The organism is Vibrio sonorensis, from assembly GCF_001854765.1.
Lineage (GTDB): Bacteria > Pseudomonadota > Gammaproteobacteria > Enterobacterales > Vibrionaceae > Vibrio > Vibrio sonorensis.
On sequence record NZ_LJJE01000100.1, the window covers coordinates 44,620 to 52,369 of the forward strand.

Annotated in this window: 5 protein-coding genes; all 5 read left to right on the forward strand. The window is 45.6% G+C overall.

Translation table 11 applies throughout. The features are described 5' to 3' along the window. Nucleotides 1-58 precede the first annotated feature (58 nt). Nucleotides 59-1,375 (forward strand): 23S rRNA (uracil(1939)-C(5))-methyltransferase RlmD, encoded by a 1,317-nt coding sequence (gene rlmD, locus BLO31_RS18785; protein WP_070970437.1) that lies wholly within the window; start codon nucleotides 59-61, stop codon nucleotides 1,373-1,375. Nucleotides 1,376-1,458: 83 nt separating this feature from the next. After that, nucleotides 1,459-3,678, forward strand: coding sequence for a GTP diphosphokinase (gene relA / locus BLO31_RS18790; protein ID WP_070970424.1), 2,220 nt, complete (start codon nucleotides 1,459-1,461; stop codon nucleotides 3,676-3,678). A 74-nt stretch (nucleotides 3,679-3,752) separates the two neighbouring features. Continuing rightward, a complete protein-coding gene (mazG, locus tag BLO31_RS18795; RefSeq protein ID WP_070970428.1) occupies nucleotides 3,753-4,565 on the forward strand; it encodes a nucleoside triphosphate pyrophosphohydrolase in 813 nt (270 codons plus the stop codon). Between the two features lie 198 nt (nucleotides 4,566-4,763). Further along, nucleotides 4,764-6,401, forward strand: a complete 1,638-nt coding sequence (locus BLO31_RS18800) for a CTP synthase (protein WP_070970431.1) — start codon at nucleotides 4,764-4,766, stop codon at nucleotides 6,399-6,401. A 77-nt stretch (nucleotides 6,402-6,478) separates the two neighbouring features. Further along, on the forward strand, nucleotides 6,479-7,750 hold a 1,272-nt coding region (gene eno, locus BLO31_RS18805), incomplete at its 3' end, for a phosphopyruvate hydratase (protein ID WP_070970434.1).

Consider the following 7,750-nt stretch of genomic DNA (forward strand, 5'->3'; position numbering starts at 1 on the left):
TCATACAATGATTCAAGCGACAAAAGGTGAAGCTTGGACAGCAATTGAGAGCAAGACAATGGCACGCTTTTATCAAGCGAAGAAAAAAACAGATCTGAATACCAAACATCAGGCCTTTAAAATTGAAAAAATTGACCATCACGGCGCTGGGATAGCATTCTCTGGTAAAAAGCCTGTATTTATAGACGGTGCTCTTATAGGAGAAGATGTTTTAGCGCAGCTGACTGAGAGCAAAAGCAAATATGCACGAGCTCGCTTGATCAAGGTGTTAAAGCCTTCTAAGCAGCGACAAACCCCATTTTGTCAGCACTTTGGCGAATGTGGAGGATGCAATATGCAGCACCTCAATCACCAGAGTCAGATAGAGTATAAAGAGCAATCTCTATCAGAGTTGATGAAGAAATTCTCTGGGGATGTAATCGCTCTTAACTCTTCCATTTCAGAGCAAGAAAAGGGTTATCGCCGCCGAGCGCGATTTAGTTTACTGCAAGATAAAAAAACGCAGACATTGCAATTCGGTTTTAGAAAAAGACAGAGCAAGCAAATTGTCCAAATCACCGACTGTCCAGTATTGGAACCCGAACTCAATCAGTTACTTCCAGATCTATACCAATTGCTGAAAACCGTTAAGCCTTTGTCTAGTCTTGGCCATGTAGAGTTGGTGAAAGGAGATAACGGTCTAGTATTGCTTCTGCGACATACCCCGTCGCTGTCAGGTGTCGACAAAGAGCGTATTGAAGCATTCGCTAAGCAAAAAAATCTCACTCTGTTTTTAAACCATGGTGAAGGTGCCGTTAAGGCATTCGGAGAGACACCTTATTACCAAGAAATTGGTGTGCAAGTTCCATTTACGCCAGAAAACTTTATTCAAGTTAACCAGAAAGTGAACCAAAAAATGGTTGAGCAAGCCATAGAGTGGTTAGAGCTAGTGCCACAAGATCGAGTACTCGATCTGTTTTGTGGTTTGGGCAACTTCACATTACCGCTTGCCAAAGCGACCCAACATGTGGTCGGTGTAGAAGGTATTGACGAGATGGTTGTCAGCGCGAGAGCAAACGCTAAACTAAACCAGCTCGAAAACGTCGAGTTTTATCACGCCAATCTAGAGCAGGCATTGATTGAGCAACCTTGGATAAAAGAGACGTTTAATAAAGTACTTCTAGATCCCGCAAGAGCGGGAGCAAGTGGTATAATCGAGCAGATGAGCACTTTGGGGGCAAAACAAGTGCTTTACGTTTCTTGTAATCCAGCAACATTAGCAAGAGACAGTCAAAGTTTGCTAAAGCAAGGATACAGTTTGAGCAAACTCGGTATGCTGGATATGTTCCCCCACACTAGCCATTTAGAATCGATGGCTCTATTTACTAAGGCTTAAGAATTTATAGTAAAGCGGTTTTGTTCGCGCAGACGAAGTTTGCTAGAGCAAAACCGAAGATGAAAGAATAACGGGGCAAAATCATGGTTGCGGTACGAAGCGCACACTTGAATCAAGACGAGCAGTTTGAGCTAGAAAAATGGATTGGCGAATTAAAACAAGAACCCAAAACTGCCAATGCATTAAGCAAAGTATACCGCCAATGTGAAACCTTACTAGCCGATCATCAAGACGCGGGTGTTTTGTTGTGGCGCGGCCGAGAAATGATAGAGATCTTAGTGACTCTGTCGATGGATAAAGCAACACTCGTTGCAGCTCAGCTTTTCCCTATTGTGACAAGTGGCCTGTTTGATAGAGAAGCATTAGAAGAAGCTTACGGCAAAGAAATCATCAAACTGATTGATGGTGTCGAAGAGATGGCGGCGATTGGACAGCTCAATGTCACTATGGCTGGTGGTGCGGCTTCTGCTCAAGTGGATAATGTTCGCCGTATGTTGTTGGCGATGGTCGATGATTTCCGTTGTGTTGTTATCAAGCTGGCGGAGCGCATTTGTAACCTTATCGAAGTAAAAAAAGCCTCAGACGAAGTGCGAGCAGCAGCGGCAAAAGAGTGTGCCAATATTTATGCTCCTCTCGCTAACCGTTTAGGTATAGGTCAGCTTAAGTGGGAAATCGAAGATTACGCTTTTCGTTACCAACAACCAGAGACCTACAAACAGATTGCCAAGCAGTTGTCTGAGCGACGCATTGTTCGCGAACAGTACATTACCGATTTTGTCGACGATTTGACTAATGAGATGCAAGTCTGCGGCATTAATGCCGAAGTCAGTGGTCGCCCCAAACATATTTACAGCATTTGGCGCAAGATGCAGAAGAAAAGCTTGGCGTTTGATGAGCTTTTTGATGTGCGTGCAGTGCGAATTATCGCCGATCAACTGCAAGACTGTTATGCGGCGCTTGGTGTGGTGCATACCAAGTATAAGCACCTTCCCAATGAGTTTGATGACTATGTCGCCAACCCTAAGCCGAATGGCTACCAATCCATACATACGGTGATCCTTGGTCCGGAAGGTAAAACGATTGAAATCCAGATCCGTACTAAACAGATGCATGAGGATTCGGAGCTTGGGGTCGCAGCCCACTGGAAATATAAAGAAGGGGGCAGCGGTCGAAGTGGTTACGACGAGAAGATCACTTGGCTGCGCAAACTGCTCGATTGGCAGGAAGAGATGTCAGATTCTGGTGAAATGCTGGATGAGCTGCGCAGTCAGGTATTTGATGACCGGGTTTACGCCTTCACCCCACGCGGCGATGTGGTCGATTTGCCAATGGGGGCAACGCCGTTGGATTTTGCCTACCACATTCACTCAGAAGTGGGCCATCGTTGTATTGGTGCTAAGGTCGCTGGGCGTATTGTTCCATTTACACATAAGCTGCATATGGGCGATCAGGTAGAAATCATCACCTCTAAGGAACCTAATCCATCTAGAGATTGGCTAAACCCAAGTTTGGGCTTTGTTCACTCAGGGCGAGCTAGGGCAAAAATTAATGCTTGGTTCCGCAAGCAGAGCCGAGAAAAGAACCTCGAAGCGGGCAGAGAAATTTTAGAAGCTGAAATTGCAAAAATCGGTGCAACACTGAAAGACGCCGAGTCTTATGCGCTCAAACGCTTTAATGTCAACAGTGCTGACGAGTTGTTTGTCGGGGTAGGCAGTGGTGATTTAAGGATCAACCAGATCATTAATCACATCAATGCATTGGTGAACAAACCCACCGCGGAAGAGGAAGACCAGCAAGCCCTAGAAAAGCTGCAAGAAGCAGAGAATAAAGCCCCAGCGCAAAGCCGACCGAAGAAAGATGCGGTTGTTGTGGAAGGCGTCGACAACCTGATGACACACCTCGCCCGTTGCTGCCAACCGATTCCGGGTGACGAAATTTGTGGTTACATTACGCAAGGGCGTGGTATCTCAGTTCACCGAAGTGATTGTGAGCAGTTAGAAGAGCTGCGCCACCACGCGCCGGAGAGAATCATAGATACGGTGTGGGGTAGTGGTTTTGTTGGTTCGTACATTCTTACTGTACGCGTAGAGGCAATGGAGCGTGGCGGACTTTTAAAAGATATCACCACCTTGTTCGCCAATGAAAAACTCAAAGTCACCAGTATGAAGAGCCGTGTCGATTATCGCAGTCAGCTTTCTATCCTAGACTTTGATTTAGAAGTGACGAATGTCGAAGTGTTAAGCCGGATCATGAAGCGCGTCGAGCAGATTAAAGACGTAATGTCGGTAAAACGACTGGGTTAACTCATCAACAATTATCTAGAGTAAAGCGAGGTCCAGTGGCCTCGCTTTGTTTATTGAGATTTAAGGAAACAATGATGTCAGAAGAGAAAAGCCAAACTCACCCAATTGAAGAGTTGCAACAGATCATGTCTCGTCTCAGAGATCCCTTAACAGGTTGCCCTTGGGACAAAAAGCAAGATTTCGATACCATTGTGCCTTATACCATTGAAGAAACCTATGAAGTGGTCGATGCAATTCAAAACCGCGATTGGAGTAACTTAAAAGAAGAACTGGGAGACCTGCTTTTCCAAGTTATTTTCTACAGTCAAATTGCCAAAGAGCAGGACCTCTTTGATTTTGAAGAGGTAGTCGAGGCGGTAAATGAGAAACTCGTTCGCCGTCATCCACACGTATTTGAAAGTGATGACAGCATCACTGAACAAGAGCTTCATGCCAATTGGGAACGAGAAAAAGCCAAAGAGAAAGCGGCGGCAGGAAAAGTTGAACAAAGTATTCTAGACTCAATACCAAATTCTTTACCTGCGCTTTCGCGTGCTACAAAGATCCAGAAAAAAGTGGCTAAGCACGGCTTCGATTGGGACTCCTTAGGGCCAGTGGTCGAGAAAGTACAAGAAGAAGTGGAAGAAGTCATGCAAGAGGCACTTCAAGTCGAAGTGGATGAAGACAAAGTTGAGTCAGAGCTGGGGGATTTACTGTTTGCCACTGTCAATTTAGCCAGACATTTAGGCAAAGACCCCGAAGTGGCTTTAAGTAAGGCTAACCTCAAGTTTTCCCGCCGATTTAAAGGGGTGGAGAAAAAAGCGAGTGATCAGGGTAAGGCCCTGAAAGATTACACTTTGCCTCAGTTGGATCAGTTCTGGGAGCAGGTAAAAAAAGAACAAGGTTAGCGCCCTGTTGATTGAGTCACTTTTGACTCTAGTGAAAATGTGATCTCTGCAACTGGTCGGTTGCAGTTTGATTTGAAGCAAAAAATAAAAAATCGCAGTGTGATAGATTTCACGTTGTGACGGTAAGGGTCTTCTGGTATATTTACGTCCCGTCCAGAAGAACTCCTTTTCCCTCATTCAACCAATTTCAGGTTAAACATGACGACAAATTACATTTTTGTTACTGGCGGGGTTGTATCCTCTCTAGGTAAAGGTATTGCAGCAGCATCACTTGCAGCGATTCTAGAAGCTCGTGGTCTTAAAGTGACCATCATGAAGCTTGACCCATACATCAACGTTGACCCGGGTACAATGAGCCCGACTCAGCACGGTGAAGTATTCGTGACTGAAGATGGTGCAGAAACTGACTTAGACTTAGGTCACTATGAGCGTTTCATTCGCACCAAGATGACTAAGCGTAATAACTTTACAGCTGGTCGCGTATACGCAGATGTACTGCGCAAAGAGCGTCGTGGTGATTACCTAGGAGCAACGATTCAGGTTATTCCGCACATCACTAACTCGATCAAAGATCGTGTCATTGCCGGTGGTGAAGGCCATGATGTTGCTATTGTTGAAGTCGGTGGTACGGTTGGTGATATCGAATCTTTACCATTTATGGAAGCGATTCGTCAGCTAGCAGCAGAGCTTGGCCGTGAGCGTGCAATGTTTATGCACCTTACTCTAGTTCCTTATCTTGCAGCCGCAGGTGAAGTGAAAACTAAACCGACTCAGCACTCGGTGAAAGAGTTGCTATCGATCGGTATTCAGCCAGATATTCTTGTTTGTCGTAGTGATCGCACGATACCGGCAAATGAACGCAAGAAGATTTCTCTTTTCTGTAACGTACCTGAGAAAGCGGTTATTTCAATGAAGGACGTAGATTCTATCTACAAGATCCCTCAGTTGATCAAATCGCAAGGTTTGGATGATCTCGTTTGTGATCGTTTTAGCATTACTGCACCTGAAGCTAACTTGTCTGAGTGGGAGCAGGTTATCTATGAAGAAGCGAACCCAACCGGTGAAGTGGTTATCGGAATGGTTGGTAAATACATCGAGCTTCCAGATGCATATAAGTCAGTAAATGAAGCGCTTAAACATGCAGGCTTGAAAAACCGCTTGAGCGTCACCATTAAATATGTAGACTCACAAGACGTTGAATCAAAAGGTGCTGAAGCACTTCAAGGACTTGACGCAATTTTGGTACCTGGTGGCTTTGGCGACCGCGGTATCGAAGGTAAAATTCTCGCGGCACAACACGCGCGTGAAAACAAAATTCCATATCTAGGTATTTGCTTAGGTATGCAGGTTGCACTGATTGAATATGCGCGTAATGTAGCGGGCATGGAAGGTGCACATTCAACAGAATTTAACAAAGACACCAAGTTCCCAGTGGTAGGATTAATTACCGAGTGGGTTGACGAAGAAGGTAAGGTTGAAGAACGTACCGAAATGTCAGATCTTGGTGGTACTATGCGTCTAGGGTCACAATTGTGTCACCTAGAAAAGGGCACTAAAGCTCGTGAGCTATACGGTAGCGCGACGATTCATGAACGTCACCGCCACCGCTACGAAGTGAACAACATTCTTCGTCCAAAAGTTGAAAAAGCAGGCTTAAAAGTATCTGGTCTGTCAGCGGACAAGAAGTTGGTTGAGATGATTGAGAACCCAGACCACCCTTGGTTTGTTGCAGCTCAGTTCCACCCAGAGTTCACTTCAACGCCACGCGACGGCCACCCACTGTTTTCGGGTTTTGTGAAAGCAGCAGGTGAGAACGCCCGCGGCGAACTGAAGTAAAAGGATACGGGCAGTTGCCAATCTAGTGCGGCTGCCCTTTAAATTTGACATTTATATTTGAACGAGAGGAAACATTAATGTCTAAGATCGTTAAAGTTCTAGGTCGTGAAATCATCGACTCACGTGGTAACCCAACTGTAGAAGCTGAAGTACACCTAGAAGGCGGTTTCGTAGGTATGGCAGCTGCACCATCAGGCGCATCTACTGGTTCTCGCGAAGCTCTTGAGCTACGTGATGGTGACAAAGCACGTTTCCTAGGTAAAGGTGTTCTTAAAGCTGTTGAAGCAGTAAACGGCGAAATCGCTGAAGCTCTAGTAGGTAAAGACGCTAAAGCTCAAGCTGACATCGACGCAGTAATGATTGACCTAGACGGTACTGACAACAAATCTAAGTTCGGTGCTAACGCAATCCTAGCAGTTTCTCTAGCAAACGCTAAAGCAGCAGCTGCTGCTAAAGGCATGCCTCTATACGAGCACATTGCTGAGCTAAACGGCACTCCAGGTCAATTCTCTATGCCTCTACCAATGATGAACATCATCAACGGTGGTGAGCACGCAGACAACAACGTTGACATCCAAGAGTTCATGATCCAACCAGTTGGTGCTAAGACTCTTAAAGAAGGTCTACGTGTAGGTGCTGAAGTATTCCATAACCTTGCTAAAGTACTAAAAGGCAAAGGTATGAGCACTGCAGTTGGTGACGAAGGTGGTTTCGCTCCTAACCTAGAATCTAACGCTGCTGCACTAGCTGCAATCAAAGAAGCAGTTGAGCTAGCAGGTTACGAGCTAGGTAAAGACGTTACTCTAGCGATGGACTGTGCTGCATCTGAGTTCTTCGACAAAGAAGCTGGCAACTACAACATGAAAGGCGAAGGTAAAGTATTCTCTTCTGAAGAGTTTAACCACTACCTAGCAGGTCTAGTTGAGCAGTACCCAATCGTTTCTATCGAAGACGGTCTAGACGAGTCTGACTGGGATGGCTTCAAGCACCAGACTGAACTTCTAGGCGGTAAGATCCAGCTAGTTGGTGACGATCTATTCGTTACTAACACTAAGATCCTAGCTGAAGGTATCGAGAAAGGCGTTGCTAACTCTATCCTTATCAAGTTCAACCAGATCGGTTCTCTAACTGAAACTCTAGCTGCAATCAAGATGGCTAAAGACGCTGGTTACACTGCTGTTATCTCTCACCGTAGTGGTGAAACTGAAGATGCAACTATCGCTGACCTAGCGGTAGGTACAGCTGCAGGCCAAATCAAGACTGGTTCTATGAGCCGTTCTGACCGTGTTGCTAAGTACAACCAGCTAATCCGTATCGAGGAAGCGCTAGGTGAACGTGCACCTTACAAT